Here is a 17,066-nt window from a genome sequence, read left to right as displayed (position 1 = left end):
CATTATACATGAAACATGTCGAATTTAAAAAGTCACAAGATGTCGTTTTCGGGCAGAAAATGTGGCTATTTCGTTAAATCCAACGGATTTCAAGAGCTCCCTGGCTTCGTCCAAATACTGAGACAACCGATCCGGCTGGTGCGCATCCGAACCTATCGTGAGTGGAATTCCCACCTTATGACAATATTCCAGCATTCGGCGGCTCGGGAACATCTCTTTACACGGATGGCGCAAGCCCGAAGCATTCAGCTCGATCGCAAGATCACATTCTTTCACAGTGTCCAGTGCCGCCTTCTCAAGCTCCCATGTATCACGATCCGGGACGTAACCAAATCGCTTAATCATATCGATATGACCGATATAATCATACAGTCCGGTTCGGACTGCTTTCTTCACTGCATCGTAGTATTGGGTATAAACTTCATAAATATCCTTACCTTCCCAACCTGCAAGCTGCCTAAAATCAGAAATATCCCACTCGCCAAGGAAATGGACAGAACCGATGACATAGTCCCATGGGTACGCTTTGATAATTGCAGCAATCTGCGTCTCATAGCCTTCGACATAATCGCCCTCCAGTCCGACACGGATATCAATCTGATCTTTGTACTTCTCTTTAAGATAGAGACACTCCTCGACATAGCGAGGCAATTCTTCCATCGGCATGGCCATTTCCGGCCAATAAGTCGCAGGGTCCACATGCAAAAGCGGCATATGATCCGAAAGCCCCAACTGTGTGAGCCCGATCTCGATGCCGCGTTTGACGTAGTCCTCCAGTTCCCCAGAGGCGTGACCGCAGCGCACATGATGTGTATGATAATCAATCAACATCGTGAATTCACTCCAGGTCGTTTTATTTATTTTTTGACGTGCCGATTAGCCAGCTCTTTCATAATATCATCCAAAGGCAGCTTATTATTACGCAAAAGGACCATTAAGTGAAAAATAAGATCACTCGCTTCATAGCGAAGCTCATCGTTATCTTTATTTTTGGCTGCGATAATCACTTCGGCCGTTTCTTCGCCGACTTTTTTGAGAATCTTATCAACGCCCTTTTCGAAAAGGTACGTTGTATAAGCGCCCTCAGGACGCTCCGCGTCACGCGAAGCAATAACAGCTTCCAACTCGCCAAGAATCGCGAAACGATTGCCCTCTGCGGCAGGTGCGGCTTCTTGAGCGGCCCCATCCACAGGGATACTTTCTGTGAAACAAGTATAAGTGCCGTTGTGACAAGCAGGTCCCACTTGTTCCACGAGAACCAGCAGCGTGTCTGCATCGCAGTCGTAACGCAGTGATTTTACCTTTTGCGTATGACCGGAAGTTGCTCCTTTATTCCACAACTCACCGCGGGAACGGCTCCAGAACCAAGTATCACCCGTTTGAATCGTACGCTGCAATGACTCGCTATTCATGTAAGCAAGCATGAGCACTTCTTTGCTGACTGCGTCCTGTACGATGGCAGGTACCAGACCCTGTGCATCATAAGTAATCTGATCTATTGAAAATGTCATCGGATTTCAACCCCTTTACCTTTAAGGTCGTCTTTGACCCCTTGAACCGTTAACTCTTTATAGTGAAAAATGGTTGCTGCCAGCCCTGCATCGGCTTTACCTTCCGTAAATACATCGTAGAAATGCTCCGCTTTGCCCGCTCCTCCGGAAGCAATCACGGGAATCGTGAGCAGCTCGGACACGGCACGCGTTAGTTTCAAATCAAAGCCATCCTTCGTCCCGTCTGCATCCATGCTGGTAAGCAAAATTTCTCCTGCACCAAGCTCTTCCATACGCTTCGCCCACTCCAACGTCTTGATACCGGTGGCGTTGCGTCCGCCATGCGTGAACACTTCCCATTCTCCCCACTCTGCATTAAATTTCGCATCAATGGCAACGACAATACACTGGGAACCGAACTTCCGTGCTCCATCCGATACGAGCTGAGGATTGCGAACCGCCGCTGTGTTGATACCGATCTTATCCGCTCCGGCGCGAAGCAGGCGTTTCATGTCGTCTACATTGGAGATGCCGCCGCCAACGGTGAAAGGGATCGTAATCTCCCCTGCCGTTTGACGGACAACCTCCACCATCGTTGCCCGTCCTTCCACCGAAGCCGAAATATCGAGGAACACCAGCTCATCCGCGCCCTCTTTATCGTAAATCGCTGCCAGCTCCACCGGATCGCCTGCATCGCGCAAATTAACGAAATTAACGCCCTTGACCACCCTGCCATCCTTGACGTCTAGGCAAGGAATAATTCTTTTGGCTAACATGATGGGCACCTCCTTCCTAAGCTAAACTTTTTATTACCCCTATTTGCACATTTTCAGAAAATTATCTAGCAGCTTCATGCCAGTATCTCCACTTTTTTCAGGGTGGAACTGCATGCCGTATACGTTATCTCTGCCTACAATAGCCGTCACTGGCTGATGGTAATCCGTTACCGCTAACAAGTCGCTCTCACGCTCCGGCTTCGCATGATAGGAGTGGACGAAGTACACGTGTCCTTCTTCGATACCTTGGAAAATAGGACTGTCATTTTGCTTGTTGACTAATCGATTCCAACCCATATGCGGCACCTTGTAGTCCCCCTGAAAGCGAACGACCGAGCCAGGCAAAAGGGCAAGCCCCTCATGATCCCCATGCTCCTCGCTGCTGGCGAACAGCAACTGCATGCCAAGGCAAATACCTAATAGCGGCTTACCCGATTCGGCATAACGGACGACGACATCATTCAGCCCCGACTCGCGCAGCTGCTCCATCGCATCCCCGAATGCGCCTACACCTGGCAGGATAGCGCCCTCAGCTGCTAAGATCTGATCAGCATCACCTGTTACAACTGCTTCGTAACCAAGACGCTCGACTGCCTTGCTTACACTGTGTAAATTACCCATTCCATAATCAATAATGGCGATCATTCCTACAGCACTCCCTTCGTCGAAGGAACCCCCTGCACGCGAGGATCGATCGATGTCGCTTCATCTAACGCTCGGCCTAACGCTTTAAACACAGCTTCAATCATGTGATGCGTGTTTTGTCCGTAATGTACGATAACATGCAGCGTGATACGCGCCTCTAGAGCCAGCTTCCACAAGAATTCATGTACAAGCTGCGTATCGAAACTGCCAACAGTTTGTGAAGGATACTGCGCGCGGTATTCGAAATGCGGTCGGTTGCTAATATCGATGACCACTTGAGCAAGGGCTTCATCCATCGGAACGAATACGCTGGCATAGCGTTTAATCCCTTTTTTATCACCTAGTGCTTCACGAAGGGTTTGACCTAAGCAAATACCGATATCTTCAACCGTATGATGATCATCGATCTCGATATCGCCTTTAGCGACAACATTCAGATCGAAATGTCCGTGTTTCGTGAACAAATCAAGCATATGGTTCAAGAAAGGTACATCCGTTTGAATCTCAGAAACTCCAGTCCCGTCTACTTGGAACGCGAGGGCAATATCGGTCTCATTTGTTTTGCGGGCTACACGCGCTGAGCGGGCAATCCCTTTATCTTGTTCAGCCATTATTTCAACTTCCCTTCCTTCTTGAGTCGGATCTCAACCGCTCTTGCATGACCTTCCAACCCTTCGTTACGGGCCAGCGTCATAATCATTTCGCCGTTTGCGATCAGCGCTTCCTTGCTATAATGAATAACGCTTGATTTTTTTAGGAAATCGTCCACATTCAGCGGCGATGAAAAACGGGCTGTGCCATTCGTCGGCAGCACATGGTTAGGTCCAGCGAAATAATCGCCTACGGGTTCCGTGCTGTAGGCGCCGAGGAATATAGCTCCTGCATTCTCTATGCGCGGCAGCAGGTTGAAAGGCTCTTGCACCAGCAGCTCGCAATGCTCCGGCGCCAAGCGATTGACAACGTCAACGCCCTCGTCCAAGTTATCCACAAGCAGTATAGTTCCTTTGGTTGCTGTGGATACAGAGGCGATCGCTTTCTTCGGCAGCACATCCAGTTGCCGCCACAGCTCTTGCCGAACCGCTTCGGCAAGCTCTCTCGAAGGTGTCACCAGAATCGACGGTGACATCTCGTCGTGCTCGGCCTGCGCCAGCAAATCAGCCGCGACGTACTCAGGGTCGGCGTGCTCATCCGCCAGCACGACGATGTCCGTTGGCCCGGCGATCATGTCGATATCGACGACGCCGAATACGAAGCGCTTCGCCAGCGCGACGTAGATGTTGCCGGGCCCGACGATCTTATCGACCGGCGGGATCGATTCCGTGCCGTAGGCCAGCGCGGCTACCGCCTGCGCCCCGCCTACGCGGTAGATCTCTTTCACACCCGCTTCGGCTGCCGCCACGAGGATATGCGGGTTGATGCCCTCTTCCCCCGCGGTGGCCGGAGGCGTCACCATCGCGATCTCCGGCACCCCCGCGACGATCGCGGGGATGGCGTTCATAAGCACGGAGGAAGGGTAAGCCGCCTTCCCTCCGGGCACGTACAATCCGACCCGCTTCAGCGGTCGGATGATTTGGCCCAGCAGGCTGCCGTTCGCCTGCAGGTCCATCCACGACGTGCGTTTCTGCTTCTCATGAAACGCACGAATGTTAGCGGCGGCTTGTCGCAGCGCCGCAAGGAACTCGGCGTCGACCTCTGCGTACGCCGCTTGGATCTCCTCGTCGCTGACGCGAAGCTCAGCGACGGTGACGCGGTCGAACTGCTGTGCCATGCGCCTGAGCGCGGCATCTCCGTCCTGCCGCACCTCATCGATGATGCGGCGGACGGTCTCATTTTGCTCGGGTGATCCGTATTCGACCTCGCGGTTCAATTGAAATTCCGAGGCGGGAAGTATCCGCATCTTCATCATCCTCTCTTGATCGTCTATCTATATCAATTGCAACATAGCTACTTATTAGCTCCATTTTCCGAGCTTTTCGATAACAGTTACTCCGTGGGGGGAACCTGATCTCTGGGTGCGTATTTGCCGGAAAACAGCTTTATTTCATAAATCCGAGGAACGAGGAGCCTCATTTGTCAGAGAAAACACCTAATTACATGAATTAGCGGAACGAGGAGCCCTTATTTGCCGAAAAACAGCTTAATTTCATGAATTCGAGGAACGAGGAGCCCTTATTTCGTTGTTTCTACCTCTTCGAACCCTAATTTCGCTCAAATAGAGTCCTCACGTTCCGCTAGTTTGATTTTCTCAACATTTTCGCTCAAATAGAGGATCGTCGTTCCTCTAAGGTGCGTAAACTTAAGCTGCATAACAGATTCAACCTTAAATGTGGGTGATCTAATCCCTATGTTTCTTCTAGACCTTCATCACAGGTAAAACAGCCTGCAGCATATCACATAACCGCTGAATGGACTCATTCTTCATGCGGTAACTCACTCGATTCGCAATTAAGCGGCTCGTAATTTGAAAAATCTCCTCTTGTTCCACGAGTCCGTTCTCCCGAAGCGTCTCTCCCGTTTCGACCATATCTACGATACGGTCAGCCAGACCAATCAGCGGCGCAAGCTCGATAGAGCCGTTTAGTTTGATAACCTCAACCTGCTGCCCCCGCTCGCGAAAATACTGAGAAGCGACGTTCGGATACTTCGTCGCAACCCGCGGATTGATCTCTTGCTTCCAATCCGGCAGTCCAATAACCGACATCCGGCAGCGTGCTATACCCAGATCCAACAGCTCATACACGTTGCGGTTCTCCTCCATCAGGACATCCTTGCCGACAACCCCAATATCCGCTACGCCGTATTCGACATAGGTAGGAACATCAACCGGTTTCGCCAAAATGAATTCCATTCTTGCTTCATGAACAGGAATGATTAATCGGCGTCCTTCTTCCAGGTCTTCTGGGATCGGCAGACCCGCTTTATGAAAAAGCTTCGCTGCTTGTTTATAAATACGGCCTTTCGGCATCGCTACTTTTAGAATATCATCCACCGTTCCAACCTCCTTCAAACTTCCAACTAACTGAGCGAGACAAACTCATTCATTTGATTCTTACTCTTACTCTTACTCTTACTCTTACTCTTTGCTATTGCTCTTCACTTTCACTTGCTCGTATCACACCGCTATATCAATCATCGTAATAACATCACTATAAACCGTTCCACGAAGCTCGTACTGGCCGTCTCCCTTGTTCAACAACTCGTTCGACCAAGCTCCATACTCGCTCACCAACTGTGTGATAATGATAGCCTCATCATCACTGCTGCGCATAGCCTTCGCCAGCTGAAGCGCTTCTTCACGATGCTCTGCATCGTAAGCAATCAGCACACGACCTGGCTGCTCCACGTTCTCTTTGCCTGTAACCTCTAGGATTCGGTTCGTCTTGAGCGCAAACCCCGTCGCCGGAGCCGGACGCCCAAACTGACTCAGCAGATTGTCATATCTACCTCCGCTGCATACCGGGAAGCCTAAATCGGCTGCATAGCCCTCAAACGTCATGCCTGTATAGTAGGAGAAATCTCCAATCATCGTTAAATCTATGACTACATGCTCACTTACCCCATAGGCTTTCAATACATCCCACACTTCGCATAAATGACGAATCGCATCCTGCGCGATTGGATGCTGAGATACCATACGAGCTTGCTCGCAAATTTCATCTCCGCCTCTAAGTCGCAGCACGCCAATCAGCTCACGCTCTACATCAGGTATAAGAGCTAACGACTTTATTGCTTCGCGGTAACCAACATAATCACGACTGAGCAAATGCTCTTTCAGTGCAAGCTGAGCATCACTGCGTCCTTCCAGCGTTTCCTGGAACAAACCGTTCAAGAAGCCTACGTGACCAAGCGCAATCTTGAACGCGCCTACGCCAGCCGCCTGCAATGAAGCAATCGCTAACGCTACTACCTCAGCATCCGCTTCGGATGAAGCATCTCCAATAAGCTCAACGCCCGTTTGGAAAAACTCGGAATCCCGTCCAGCTTCCTCTTCAATCGAACGAAACACATTCGAATGATAGGATAAGCGCAATGGGAACGCATGTTCTTTGAGTAAAGAAGAAGCTACACGCGCTATCGGCGCTGTCAATTCAGACCGCAAAACAAGCGTCTTTCCCTTACGATCGAGCAACTTGAACAGCTTTTTGTCTTCCGTGGAACTCGCAACACCAACCGTATCGTAATATTCGAGTGTAGGCGTAATGATCTGGTTATAACCCCAGCGTTCCATACAGGCCAATACACGGAATTCTATATTTCGCAACTTCGTAACCGCCTCGGGCAAATAATCTTTAACCCCTAACGGTTTTTCAAATACTTTTGGCTTTGACACCGTCTCACCTCAACATGTAGGAATTCAATTTCCTTTTTATTCACTTTAACACAGTAACGTGCTACCATACTACCAAAATAAAGAATGTACGGTTATTTTATCACGTAAGCTTAGGACCGTCAATCGTCTTTCACCTGATTCCCAACTCTGGATATCCTCATTCATACGCAAAAAAAAGAGCTGTACAGCTCTATAGCATACAACTCTCATTTCTCAATTCTTTCACGAATCGTCTGAAGTGGATTCCCTGCCACAAAGCTATACGGCGCTACATCCTTGTGCACAACCGAACCCGCTCCAATAACGGCATAGTCTCCAATCGTCACACCGGGTAGAATCGTTGTATTGGCACCTACCATCACATGCGATCCAATATTTACATCCCCGAGTCTATACTCTTTGGTTAAATATTCATGGGCCAATATCGTCGTGTTATACCCAATAATCGTATTGCTCCCAATATGAATCTTCTCTGGAAAAAAGACATCCACCATCACCATCAAAGCAAAAGCGGTATGCTCACCAACCTTCATACCCAATACGTTTCGGTAAATCCAATTTTTCATACGCAGCGAAGGCGAGTACCGCGTTATTTGAATGAATACGAAATTCCGCATCGCCTTCCATTTGCTAACGGTATGATAGATTTGCCACAAAGCATTTGGTCCATCTACCGGATACTTATCCGTTTTTCTCAAACAGCATCCACATCCGACGTCAGCCCCACAATAGGAAGCAGGTCAAGCATATCGTCGATCAAATGATCCGGGTTATATTGCTCTAAGTAGGAGCGCCCTTTCCATGACCAAGATACGCCAACAGATATAACACCCGCATTTTTGGCTGCCTCAATGTCATAATGGCTATCTCCAACCATCACCGTTTGGTCCGCAGTACTTCCTAACACCTTAAGCGCTGCAATTATGCCTTCCGGATGCGGTTTCGGCTCTTTCACATCTTCAACGGTCACGATCGTACTAACGAAAGAATCCAGCCCGCACAGCTTCAGACCCATCAGAGTGGTTTGCCGAATCTTGCTCGTTACTATTCCTATTTTAATCCCATTTTCATGCAGCTTAGCCATCGCCGTGCGTACATTCGGGAATTCTTTGACCAGCTCATCATGCTTAGATAAGTTGAAGGTCCGATACTTCTTAATGATCTCTTCAACCTCTTTCCTGCCTGTAAAAAATTCCATTTGTTCCACAAGCGGGCGCCCCATATTCGGAATGATGAGTTCCCGACTAACTGGCTCAGCCGTCTCGCCTTCCAAACTATGCAAAAAAGATTGCACAATTAGCTCGTTCGTATCAACAATCGTTCCATCCAGATCAAACAGTACGGTTTGAATCATAGTCTGCTCCTTTGTCTACTTCTTGATCTTTCATTACTTTGTTCTTCTCTTCAGCTTTCGTAGAAACAATCGGATCCGCATAGCGCACATTCGCGTATCCCTTTTTCCTTCTCACGATAATAATAATAGCCATCCCAATCACGATCAGAAGGGCTAACAGCTGCGAGAATCTTATATTGCCGCCATATGTCAGTACGCCAGGTTCAAATACAACTCTCATTGGTGACCACAATACATTCAAGAACGACGCAAGCCACGTGGGACCCGTGAAATCAAGACTATCTGTACGCACACCTTCGATAAAAAAACGACCAATGGAATACCAGATAAAATAACTGAAAAATAGTTCCCCCGCCCGTAGGAAAGGCCTGCGACGAAGCCATAGTAGAACCAACAGCCCTAAGAGATTCCAGACGGATTCATATAGAAATGCCGGGTGATAAAAAGTACCTTCAATGTTCATTTGATTCACGATAAAATTAGGTAGGTGCAAGGTATTTCGTAAGAATGACTCCGTAACAGGGCCTCCGTGGGCTTCCTGATTCATAAAGTTGCCCCAACGTCCTATCGCTTGTCCCACAATTAAACCTGGTGCACAGATGTCCGCGATTCTCAAGAATGAGTACCCTTTAGCTCTTACGTAGAAAAAAGTACCGATAATCGCACCAATTAGTGCACCATAAATGGCAATACCGCCGTGCCAGATCATAAAAATTTCAGCTAAATTATTCTTATAATCGGACCATTGGAATGCTACATAGTAAAGTCTAGCGCCAACAATCGCTGAAGGTACCCCAATTAACAATAAATCCATGAAAAAGTCAGGAACGATTCGGAACCGCTTCCCTTCTCGGATTGCCAGTAATAAACCTATTAACGCGGCTGTACCTAAAATAATGCCATACCACCGGACATGTATCGGCCCTAAGGAAAACGCAACACTTTCGAGCATGGTTTCACTCCTTCATTGTCATGATATAAATTACTGCTCAATCAATCGAAATCCTCAAAATCTTCGTTCAGCGACTCCGTCAGTTTATTCGTAAACTGAAGTGCCGCGTTATATCCCATTCGTTTTAAACGATAGTTCATCGCAGCCACTTCGACGATAACCGCTAAGTTTCGTCCCGGCCTGACAGGAATCGTGACGAGCGGCAGATCCGTATCAATGATGCGTGTCAATTCTTCATCGAGGCCCAATCGGTCATACTGCTTGTCCTGCTGCCAATTCTCCAATTTAACAACAACCGAAATCTTCTTCACATTACGGATAGCACCAGCTCCGAATAAAGTCATTACATTAATGATACCCACACCGCGGATTTCAAGCAAATGACGAATAAGTTCAGGCGCATTTCCTGTCAGCACCTTATCGCCATTTTGACGAATTTCTACGGCGTCATCCGCAATAAGCCGGTGGCCTCTTTTAACAAGTTCAAGCGCTGTTTCACTTTTCCCGATACCGCTGCTCCCTGTAATGAGCATGCCAATTCCGTATACATCGACAAGCACACCATGGATAGTCGTACTTGGAGCTAATTTATTCTCTAGAAACCCTGTTAACCTACTTGCAAAAATCGTCGTAGACATTTGGCTTCGAAGTACGGGGAGGTCACGCTTTCTCGCTTCTTCCAGTAATTCAACAGGAACATCTAGTCCTCTTGTCACAATGATACAAGGTGTTTCCTCTGGCGAGCATAGCTGCTCTACCCGATTCCGTCTAACACCCGTTGTTAACATTTCCATGAAGGTGACTTCCGTCTTCCCTAGCACCTGAATACGTTCCCTTGGATGGTAATTGAAATATCCGGCCATCTCGAGACCTGGACGGTACAGATCACCGGTTGTTATGGGACGTTTCAGTCCAGACTCACCTGCAAGAACCTCCATATGGAGTTGTTCCACCAATTCGGAAACCTTCACTTTTTTGGCCATCGTCCTGTCTCCTCCGAGTTTTGCCTGTGCAAAACGTGCTTCATCTGCTATTATTCATTCTTTTCAATAGTTTCATCGTAATGGAATAGTTAGTTGAAATCAACTAAAGTGTTCATGAAACTATATCTACAGACAAAAAAGGCCAGCCGATAACGGCTGGCCTTACTGTTAAAGCTTATAGATTAGGGTTAACCAAGATGGACAATGTTGTATCTTTATCGAAGAAATGAACTTTGTTCATGTCTAGAGCCAATTTAACATTTGTGCCTTCTTTGATTCCTGAACGACCGTCAACACGTGCGATTACTGTGTTAGCGCCGATACCGTTCAGGTATAAGTACATTTCGTGACCCAAGTTCTCAGTCAACTCAACGTTAACGTTGAATACTGTCTTCGGGGATGCTTCCAAGAATACTGGCTCTTCGTGAATGTCTTCTGGACGAACACCCAGAATCACTTCTTTACCAACGAAACCTTTATCTTTTAGCACTTGTGCTTTACCAGCTGGAACTTCAACATTTACAGTACCTGCTTTGAAGAAAACACCACTGCCTTCTTGTGTCAATGAACCTGTCATGAAGTTCATGGATGGGGATCCAATGAAGCCCGCAACGAAGATGTTCACTGGGAAGTTGTAGATTTCTTCAGGAGTAGCTGCTTGTTGAATGATACCTTTATCCATAACAACGATGCGATCGCCCATTGTCATTGCTTCGATTTGGTCATGCGTTACGTAGATCGTTGTAACACCAAGACGCTTTGTTAATTTTGTGATTTCCGCACGCATTTGTACACGAAGTTTCGCATCCAAGTTGGAAAGCGGCTCATCCATTAAGAATACTTGTGGCTCACGAACAATCGCACGACCCAAGGCAACACGTTGACGTTGACCACCGGAAAGAGCTTTTGGTTTGCGATCAAGCAAATGAACAATATCCAAGATTTTCGCTGCTTCACGAACGCGAGCATCGATATCTGCTTTTTTGAATTTACGAAGTTTCAAGCCGAATGCCATGTTTTGATAAACAGTCATATGTGGATAAAGGGCGTAAGATTGGAACACCATCGCGATATCGCGGTCTTTTGGAGCTACATCATTTACAAGGCGGTCACCGATGTAAAGTTCACCTTCAGTAATTTCCTCTAATCCTGCGATCATACGAAGAGTTGTGGATTTTCCGCAACCGGATGCTCCAACCAATACAACGAACTCTTTATCTTCAACTTCAAGATGGAAATCTTTAACTGTGGATTCTTCTGCACCAGAATATCTTTTAACGATATGGTTTAAACGTACACCTGCCATGGTTCATTCCCCCTACGATTTATCGATCATATGCTTGCTGATCAACTTTTCAATATACTCATCTTACCCTACGAAGTCCGGACTGACTATGCACAATCCCTACAAAAAAATCACTTTCTTTTCGTTACTTTGTACAATAGTAATGCAAGTCTCACTAAAACCGCATGATTGAACGTTCTCACATCGAGTCCAGTCTCATTTTTAAACTTGTCCAAACGATAGAGTAAGGTATTTCGATGTATATATAACTTCTTCGCCGTTTCACTAACGTTGCAGTCCAGTGTGAAGAAATGTTCCAACGTAATTACTGTCTCTGCATCCAGCACATGATCTATGCCGCGAAGCACCTGCTCTAGGAATTCTGCCTTTTCCTCTTCGTCAATCAAGTGCAGCAGCTTCTCTAGACGAAGCTCCCAACGAAGATGAATAAAGCTGCCTACATGAAAGGAACGCCCTAACATGATGGTCTCCCTCAGTTTGAGGATCGTGGCGAATAGTGATTTCGAAGGCTTTACAGGATAATCAATGGCCAGATGGCATTCGCCAACCCACTCATTAGCCAGCATTTCATACAGCCCAGAACCGAGAGCGTCGAGTATCTGCTCTACGCTTTCTTCCTCATCCCCTTCTCGCTCTTCGCTGCCACTGGTTAGTAGACCCTCGGGTGCTAGGATCAGCCACTCTTTTTCTAGTAAAGGAATCAGGATAATCTCGGATTCAAAAAATGACTCCAACAGTTTCTTTAGCTCCGCATAGGAAACGCGCTGGTTTTGAGAATAGTCCCCGTACAACAACAACGGAATTTTCGTTGAATACAGAGAGGATTGTGAAGCAAGCGCATCCGGCAGCTCAGCATGGGTTGAACCGCGTTCCATCTGCTGCAGCAGCCAATCTCTTAATTGGTGCGCCTTTCGTTCATCTTCAGATAAAAAGATTCCCCACTGTTTTTTTCTAATGTCATCTTAGACTCAACAGTTAACTCCACGAGCTTGCGCTCTGAAGAGGTTAATTTAGCTTTGGAAACCTGCAGAATGCGAATATCTTTATGTTCTTTGGATAAATAAAAAAGCACATCCTGTCCACGCACAACACTTCGACTAAAGCTCTCAAGATTTTCTGCCTGCTCTTCCGCCAAATGCTCCCAATCTGCCTCGGGTATCAAGCTAATCTGCATAGGTGACTGTAAAACCGCTTCCAAACGCTCTTTTACACGCTCCCAATCCATCTGCCTCTCTCCTTACTCCTATATAACTTCTATATCTATCTCCTTATTGTAACATATGTGCCCTCCCTCATGTGAATGCGAGAGCTCCCTTTCACGTCTTAATAAAACCAACTCATAATCTTTGGCAATTTGGAAATAATTGTACTAGGGTGATTTCATCCTATTGGAGGTTCAGACAAATGTGTTCAGAAACGGATAGGCAGCTTAGCATTGCGAAACTTTCTAACGGGTCCGCCGGTGATGATGCCTTTACTATTTTCAGTTATAAGCATTTTTGCTCTTACTGCTATCTATGGAGGTTGATTTACCTTGAAGAATCATAGTTATTATCCGACCTATAACGTCATGGATGAGCAAAAGGAATGGGATTCCCATACACAGTCCATTGTGACCTCCCGACTGGTGCGAGAACATTCATACCATTTTCTAACTCCGGTAGAAACGGAAACATTACGGGCTTGGTGCGCTCTGCTCATGGATGATCATCGAGGAGATGTTATCCAAACGATCCTTACTCATATTGATCAAACGTTGGCAGAAAATAAAGGGGAAGGACAGCGCAAGGTCAATGTACCTCCCATTCAAAACCTCCTTCGTCAGGGACTTAAAGCTATTGACGAGACTGGGTGGATAGCCGATAGCCGACCTTTCTTCCAATTAGACGAAGCTGCTCAAAAGCACATCATGCACCAAATCAGTGATGCCAGCTACCCTCTAACGGAAGCTTGGGATGACATTCCACAAAAAGCACTATTTCATAAACTGCTTCAGTTAAGTGTAGAAGCCTATTCCTCACATCCTTTGGTTTGGTCGGAGATCGGTTATGGCGGCCCTGCTTATCCTCGCGGATATGTAAGAACTGAACCTGGCCAACTTGACCCTTGGGAGGCAGTGAGGAAGCCATGAAGTGGAGACATGAACACGACGCGCTGTCGATATCGCAATTGTAGGTGCAGGAGAAGCCGGCGGTGTGCTCGCCAAAGAGTTAAGCGAAGCTGGCCTGAGTGTTGTTGTTCTCGATGCGGGCCCTGGGCGGGATCCCCAGAAGGATTTTGCTTGTGACGAGTTGAGCATGCGGAGCTTAGCATGGGAAGATACACCTATCGTCGATTGGACGGAACCATTTGGAATAGGAAGGTATCATTCGGGCAGGGGCATAGGCGGTGGGACGCGGAACTTTACCGGTGTTTTTTTGCGCTTCCATGAATCAGATTTCAAAACAAAGTCCATTGACGGCGTTGGTGAAAATTGGCCCATTCATTACAAAGATCTTGAGCCTTACTACAGCAGAATCGAAAAAGAAATTGCGGTTTCCGGACCGAAGCATTTCCCCTGGGGAAATTTCAATGGACCATATCCTTATCCAGAGCGTGACCCTTTAAGTCCTAATGCTTATTTATTTCAAAAAGGCTGCGAAGCACTTGGTTCAATCCGTTCTTACACCGCTTGCTATTCTATCTGCTCCTTTTGAAGACCGTCCTCCCTCCACCAATCACGGCTTCTGTATCGAAGGCTGTATGCCGAATGCCAAGTTTAGTACCTTGATCGTTCACATTCCAAAAGCCGTTCAAGCCGGGGCTGAAATTCTCCCAAATTGTATGGTTACACAAATCGAAGTCAATAGAGAAGGGCATGTCAACAGTGTTCTCTTTGTTAACGAGGGTAAGACCTATCGCCAACGTGCCAAAACTGTCATTTTAAGCGCCCATGTTGTCGAGACCCCTCGCCTGCTGCTTCACTCAGCCACTCCTCAATTTCCTGACGGTCTGGCGAACTCCAGCGGCTGGGTAGGCCGCGCGATTATGACGCATAGCAGTAATGATGTCTACGCCAAATTTGAGCAAGAGATACGTTTATACAAAGGCACACCTGTGTTTGCCTCCACACAAGATTTCTATGAAACGGATCCGCGCAGAGGCTTTGCTCGTGGCTACACGATTCACTCTCACGGCTCGAGACCTATAGATATGGCTCAAGGGATCAGCAAATTCTCTCACGAGCCCGTCTGGAGGCCGCAGCTTAGGCAAATCATGCTTGAATACAACAACTATGGTTGTTTAACCATGGTTGGCGAAGTGCTTCCGCAATGGGACAACCATATTTCCTTATCCGCTGAAAAAGACGAAAACGGAATGCCTCGTGCCTCCGTGACTTTCAAATATGGAGCTAACGATCTTAAATTAATCGATCACGCTGTAGAAAATTTGAAACTCATTCTCAAAGCAGCCGGAGGCGAGGTTACCTACGTTGTACCCGACACACAGCATCTTATGGGCGGCTGCCGAATGGGGAAAGACCCAGCTACCTCCGTCGTCAATTCTTATGGTCAAAGCCACGATATTCCAAACTTGTTCATTTGCGATGCGAGTCTCTTCGTAACTTCCAGTGGAGTGAATCCCACCAACACCGTCATGGCGATTGCAGCAAGAACAGCCGATTATATTATTGACCTTGCCAGCTCTTAATTGGCGGGGCTAGCTTCATTGTAAATTGCATTGCCAGTAGTCACTCATCTACAATGAAAGAGAGCTTTACAAAATGAAAGGAGAAGTGACCTCCATGGCTATCGCAGAATTCACCATTATCCCTATTGGAACAGCCACCACCAGCCTCAGCGGTTATGTCGCAGATTTGCACAAAGAACTAGAAAAACATACCGATATCGCTTTTGAAATGACGCCAATGGGCACCATTCTAGAGGGCCCCTTAGACCGCCTGCTAGAAGTTATTCGTGCCGTCCACGAAGTCCCATTTACGAATGGTGCAGAGCGAGTCTCGACATCTATCAAGATCGACGATCGCCGTGACAAACAGGCCTCTATGAAGCAAAAAATGAAGTCGGTTGCAGACAAATTAAAATAAAAAAAAGCATCCTGCTTATGGATGTTTTTTCTTTATATAAAACAAAAAAAGACCTCACGGCCTTCTACGTTTACTTATAAAAGTGAGTCATGTAGGATTCGAACCTACGACACCCTGATTAAAAGTCAGGTGCTCTACCAACTGAGCTAATGACTCAAGGTAAGATGGAGGCTGATGGATTCGAACCACCGAACTCGAAGAGAGCAGATTTACAGTCTGCCGTGTTTAGCCACTTCACTAAGCCTCCAGATGAGAGATAACCATGCTGCATTGTTGCAGCACAACCATCTCAATGGCTCGGGACGGAATCGAACCGCCGACACGAGGATTTTCAGTCCTCTGCTCTACCGACTGAGCTACCGAGCCTTATGTAATTGTTTTTAGCTTGTCCTAATTCACTAAAAAATAAATGGCGGAGCTGACGGGATTCGAACCCGCGGTCTCCTGCGTGACAGGCAGGCATGTTAGGCCACTACACCACAGCTCCATGCTAAAAATTATCGGGGCCCCCGGAAAGTAATCGGAAACTCCATCATTGAACCATCTTCACCTTTTGGGATAGAATGGTGCCGTCGAGAGGACTTGAACCCCCAACCTACTGATTACAAGTCAGTTGCTCTACCAGTTGAGCTACAACGGCGTAAATGATAAAGATGGTGGAGGCTGACGGGATCGAACCGCCGACCCTCTGCTTGTAAGGCAGATGCTCTCCCAGCTGAGCTAAGCCTCCGACTGGATTGGTTTTATGGTAGCGGCAGAGGGGCTCGAACCCCCGACCTTACGGGTATGAACCGTACGCTCTAGCCAGCTGAGCTACGCCGCCACATAAAAGGTATATATATTTGGAAACTGGCGGAGAGAGAGGGATTCGAACCCTCGCACCACTTACGCAGTCTAACCCCTTAGCAGAGGGTCCCCTTATAGCCACTTGGGTATCTCTCCAAGATATATATACACTCAGGAAATATTATTCCCTGAAAACTAGATACGAAACTTGCGTAAAGGTTTGAATTTCTTAGGTTTTCTGGGACCTTAGGGGTTAAATCCTTTGGGCCCCGTTAAAGTACTTGAGTCCACTTCGGAGCTCTTCATCACTTTAATGGGAWTWGGTTAAGCCCTCGACCGATTAGTATTCGTCAGCTG

The 17,066-nt window shown here is 47.3% G+C and carries 17 protein-coding genes, 8 tRNA genes and 1 pseudogene; 3 read left to right on the top strand and 23 right to left on the bottom strand.

Annotation, left to right across the window (positions count from 1 at the left end):
* Positions 1–24: 24 nt before the first annotated feature.
* From hisJ to ASG93_RS36365, 15 genes are all read right to left on the bottom strand, one after another.
* Positions 25–831 (bottom strand): histidinol-phosphatase HisJ, encoded by an 807-nt coding sequence (gene hisJ, locus ASG93_RS15785; RefSeq protein ID WP_056833523.1) that lies wholly within the window; start codon positions 829–831, stop codon positions 25–27.
* A 26-nt stretch (positions 832–857) separates the two neighbouring features.
* Complete coding sequence (hisIE, locus tag ASG93_RS15780) at positions 858–1,511, bottom strand: bifunctional phosphoribosyl-AMP cyclohydrolase/phosphoribosyl-ATP diphosphatase HisIE (protein ID WP_056833522.1); 654 nt, start codon at positions 1,509–1,511, stop codon at positions 858–860.
* Positions 1,508–2,266: an imidazole glycerol phosphate synthase subunit HisF gene (gene hisF, locus ASG93_RS15775; RefSeq protein WP_056833521.1), complete on the bottom strand. Its 759-nt coding sequence runs from the start codon at positions 2,264–2,266 to the stop codon at positions 1,508–1,510. Before hisF ends, hisIE begins: the two co-directional genes overlap by 4 nt.
* Positions 2,267–2,305: 39 nt before the next feature.
* Positions 2,306–2,911: an imidazole glycerol phosphate synthase subunit HisH gene (gene hisH, locus ASG93_RS15770; RefSeq protein WP_056833520.1), complete on the bottom strand. Its 606-nt coding sequence runs from the start codon at positions 2,909–2,911 to the stop codon at positions 2,306–2,308.
* A gap of 2 nt (positions 2,912–2,913) precedes the next feature.
* Entirely contained in the window at positions 2,914–3,522 is a 609-nt protein-coding gene (gene hisB / locus ASG93_RS15765) for an imidazoleglycerol-phosphate dehydratase HisB (protein WP_056833519.1), read from the bottom strand.
* Positions 3,522–4,808 (bottom strand): histidinol dehydrogenase, encoded by a 1,287-nt coding sequence (gene hisD, locus ASG93_RS15760; protein ID WP_056833518.1) that lies wholly within the window; start codon positions 4,806–4,808, stop codon positions 3,522–3,524. The genes hisB and hisD overlap by 1 nt, the downstream gene beginning before the upstream one ends.
* A 456-nt stretch (positions 4,809–5,264) precedes the next feature.
* Positions 5,265–5,900, bottom strand: coding sequence for an ATP phosphoribosyltransferase (gene hisG / locus ASG93_RS15755; protein ID WP_029198931.1), 636 nt, complete (start codon positions 5,898–5,900; stop codon positions 5,265–5,267).
* A 123-nt stretch (positions 5,901–6,023) separates the two neighbouring features.
* On the bottom strand, positions 6,024–7,241 hold the full coding sequence (locus ASG93_RS15750) for an ATP phosphoribosyltransferase regulatory subunit (RefSeq protein WP_056833517.1): 1,218 nt from the start codon (positions 7,239–7,241) through the stop codon (positions 6,024–6,026).
* Between the two features lie 206 nt (positions 7,242–7,447).
* Entirely contained in the window at positions 7,448–7,939 is a 492-nt protein-coding gene (locus tag ASG93_RS15745; protein WP_056833516.1) for an acyltransferase, read from the bottom strand.
* Positions 7,936–8,595 (bottom strand): pyrophosphatase PpaX, encoded by a 660-nt coding sequence (ppaX, locus tag ASG93_RS15740; protein ID WP_056833515.1) that lies wholly within the window; start codon positions 8,593–8,595, stop codon positions 7,936–7,938. The genes ASG93_RS15745 and ppaX overlap by 4 nt, the downstream gene beginning before the upstream one ends.
* Positions 8,573–9,547, bottom strand: coding sequence for a prolipoprotein diacylglyceryl transferase (gene lgt, locus ASG93_RS15735; RefSeq protein WP_082614922.1), 975 nt, complete (start codon positions 9,545–9,547; stop codon positions 8,573–8,575). The genes ppaX and lgt overlap by 23 nt, the downstream gene beginning before the upstream one ends.
* Before the next feature lie 41 nt (positions 9,548–9,588).
* Positions 9,589–10,530 (bottom strand): HPr(Ser) kinase/phosphatase, encoded by a 942-nt coding sequence (gene hprK, locus ASG93_RS15730; protein WP_056833514.1) that lies wholly within the window; start codon positions 10,528–10,530, stop codon positions 9,589–9,591.
* Between the two features lie 175 nt (positions 10,531–10,705).
* Positions 10,706–11,836: an ABC transporter ATP-binding protein gene (locus ASG93_RS15725; protein WP_056833513.1), complete on the bottom strand. Its 1,131-nt coding sequence runs from the start codon at positions 11,834–11,836 to the stop codon at positions 10,706–10,708.
* Positions 11,837–11,946: 110 nt separating this feature from the next.
* The gene (locus ASG93_RS15720) at positions 11,947–12,711 is read right to left on the bottom strand and encodes a PucR family transcriptional regulator (protein ID WP_235550861.1); all 765 of its coding nucleotides are present in this window, start codon (positions 12,709–12,711) and stop codon (positions 11,947–11,949) included.
* Positions 12,712–12,731: 20 nt separating this feature from the next.
* A complete protein-coding gene (locus tag ASG93_RS36365; protein WP_235550860.1) occupies positions 12,732–13,061 on the bottom strand; it encodes a hypothetical protein in 330 nt (109 codons plus the stop codon).
* A 309-nt stretch (positions 13,062–13,370) separates the two neighbouring features.
* On the opposite strand from ASG93_RS36365, the gene ASG93_RS15715 reads away from it, so the two are divergent.
* The 3 genes and pseudogenes from ASG93_RS15715 to ASG93_RS15705 all read left to right on the top strand — a co-directional run bounded on the left by ASG93_RS15715 (position 13,371) and on the right by ASG93_RS15705 (position 15,923).
* On the top strand, positions 13,371–13,967 hold the full coding sequence (locus ASG93_RS15715; RefSeq protein ID WP_200984488.1) for a gluconate 2-dehydrogenase subunit 3 family protein: 597 nt from the start codon (positions 13,371–13,373) through the stop codon (positions 13,965–13,967).
* 31 nt (positions 13,968–13,998) lie between these two features.
* Positions 13,999–15,526: pseudogene (locus tag ASG93_RS15710) on the top strand (GMC family oxidoreductase).
* A gap of 94 nt (positions 15,527–15,620) precedes the next feature.
* Positions 15,621–15,923 carry an MTH1187 family thiamine-binding protein gene (locus ASG93_RS15705; protein WP_056833512.1) on the top strand — a complete coding sequence of 101 codons (303 nt, stop codon included), beginning with the start codon at positions 15,621–15,623 and terminating at the stop codon, positions 15,921–15,923.
* Positions 15,924–16,006: 83 nt separating this feature from the next.
* On the opposite strand, the gene ASG93_RS15700 is transcribed toward ASG93_RS15705, so the two are convergent.
* The 8 genes from ASG93_RS15700 to ASG93_RS15665 form a co-directional block, all read right to left on the bottom strand.
* Positions 16,007–16,079 (bottom strand) — tRNA-Lys (locus tag ASG93_RS15700).
* A gap of 9 nt (positions 16,080–16,088) precedes the next feature.
* A tRNA-Tyr gene (locus ASG93_RS15695) sits at positions 16,089–16,170 on the bottom strand.
* Positions 16,171–16,216: 46 nt separating this feature from the next.
* Positions 16,217–16,289, bottom strand: a tRNA-Phe gene (locus tag ASG93_RS15690).
* Positions 16,290–16,333: 44 nt separating this feature from the next.
* Positions 16,334–16,410: transfer RNA gene (locus ASG93_RS15685), tRNA-Asp, on the bottom strand.
* Between the two features lie 77 nt (positions 16,411–16,487).
* A tRNA-Thr gene (locus tag ASG93_RS15680) sits at positions 16,488–16,563 on the bottom strand.
* 14 nt (positions 16,564–16,577) lie between these two features.
* A tRNA-Val gene (locus ASG93_RS15675) sits at positions 16,578–16,653 on the bottom strand.
* A 16-nt stretch (positions 16,654–16,669) separates the two neighbouring features.
* Positions 16,670–16,746: transfer RNA gene (locus tag ASG93_RS15670), tRNA-Met, on the bottom strand.
* Positions 16,747–16,773: 27 nt separating this feature from the next.
* A tRNA-Ser gene (locus ASG93_RS15665) sits at positions 16,774–16,865 on the bottom strand.
* Positions 16,866–17,066 lie beyond the last annotated feature (201 nt).

This window comes from Paenibacillus sp. Soil787 (genome assembly GCF_001429545.1).
In the GTDB taxonomy this organism is placed as follows: Bacteria; Bacillota; Bacilli; order Paenibacillales; family NBRC-103111; genus Paenibacillus_E.
Note: the sequence above shows the minus strand (reverse complement) of the source record. Positions and strands in the feature narration are given on the sequence as shown.

Excerpts from the sequence above, each read along its gene's own strand:
- hisJ (WP_056833523.1), bottom strand. The coding sequence starts at position 831 with ATGTTGATTGATTATCATACACATCATGTGCGCTGCGGTCACGCCTCT.
- hisIE (WP_056833522.1), bottom strand. The coding sequence starts at position 1,511 with ATGACATTTTCAATAGATCAGATTACTTATGATGCACAGGGTCTGGTA.
- hisF (WP_056833521.1), bottom strand. The coding sequence starts at position 2,266 with ATGTTAGCCAAAAGAATTATTCCTTGCCTAGACGTCAAGGATGGCAGG.
- hisH (WP_056833520.1), bottom strand. The coding sequence starts at position 2,911 with ATGATCGCCATTATTGATTATGGAATGGGTAATTTACACAGTGTAAGC.
- hisB (WP_056833519.1), bottom strand. The coding sequence starts at position 3,522 with ATGGCTGAACAAGATAAAGGGATTGCCCGCTCAGCGCGTGTAGCCCGC.
- hisD (WP_056833518.1), bottom strand. The coding sequence starts at position 4,808 with ATGCGGATACTTCCCGCCTCGGAATTTCAATTGAACCGCGAGGTCGAA.
- ppaX (WP_056833515.1), bottom strand. The coding sequence starts at position 8,595 with ATGATTCAAACCGTACTGTTTGATCTGGATGGAACGATTGTTGATACG.
- lgt (WP_082614922.1), bottom strand. The coding sequence starts at position 9,547 with ATGCTCGAAAGTGTTGCGTTTTCCTTAGGGCCGATACATGTCCGGTGG.
- hprK (WP_056833514.1), bottom strand. The coding sequence starts at position 10,530 with ATGGCCAAAAAAGTGAAGGTTTCCGAATTGGTGGAACAACTCCATATG.
- ASG93_RS15725 (WP_056833513.1), bottom strand. The coding sequence starts at position 11,836 with ATGGCAGGTGTACGTTTAAACCATATCGTTAAAAGATATTCTGGTGCA.
- ASG93_RS15720 (WP_235550861.1), bottom strand. The coding sequence starts at position 12,711 with ATGGAACGCGGTTCAACCCATGCTGAGCTGCCGGATGCGCTTGCTTCA.
- ASG93_RS36365 (WP_235550860.1), bottom strand. The coding sequence starts at position 13,061 with ATGGATTGGGAGCGTGTAAAAGAGCGTTTGGAAGCGGTTTTACAGTCA.
- ASG93_RS15705 (WP_056833512.1), top strand. The coding sequence starts at position 15,621 with ATGGCTATCGCAGAATTCACCATTATCCCTATTGGAACAGCCACCACC.